Origin of the sequence: Aliiglaciecola sp. M165 (assembly GCF_007197995.1) — a bacterium.
GTDB lineage: Bacteria > Pseudomonadota > Gammaproteobacteria > Enterobacterales > Alteromonadaceae > Aliiglaciecola.
The window spans coordinates 1-652 of sequence record NZ_VKKH01000018.1 but is presented as its reverse complement, the minus strand read 5'-3'; the positions used below and the strand labels follow the sequence as shown (position 1 = coordinate 652).

Below are 652 nucleotides of genomic sequence, written 5' to 3'. Positions count from 1 at the left end.
GTCGTAAGAACAAAAATGATTTTAATGATGCTCAAGCCATCGCTGAGGCCGCACAGCGAGACAATATGACGTTTGTTGAAGCCAAGACCATTGAGCAGCAAGACATTCAGATGTTGTTGCGTATCCGCGATAGACAGGTTCGCATGCGCACCAAGCTAAACAACCAGATAAGAGGTTTGTTATCTGAATATGGGCTCACAATAGCCCAGGGTAAAGCGGCTCTGACCAATCAGTTACCGGATATCATTGAAGATGCCAGCAATGGACTGACTCTGATAGCCAGGTCGGTATTCAATGAGTTATATGACGAATACTGCTTACTCGACAAACAGATTACAGCATGTGAAAAAAAGATAACGTTGCACACCAAAGACAATCCGGTGTGTATTCGCTTACAGAGTATCATTGGGATTGGCAAGCTGACCGCAGCGGCCTTATATGCCGCCGTTAATGATGCCAAGCAGTTTCACAATGGACGACATTTGTCCGCTTGGTGCGGACTGGTACCCAAGCAGTATTCTAGTGGCGGGAAAACCGTATTACGGGGTATCAGTAAACGAGGGAGCCCTTATTTACGTAGTCTACTTATCCATGGAGCACGAGCGGTTTTGCAGTATTGTCCAGGTAAAACCGACAGGCTCAGTGTCTGGGC

General features: G+C 46.8%; 1 protein-coding gene. It reads left to right on the top strand.

Translation table 11 applies throughout. The annotated features are described in order from the left end of the window. Positions 1-652: IS110 family transposase (locus FM019_RS20715; protein WP_143838010.1), on the top strand; the 652-nt coding region annotated here is incomplete at both ends.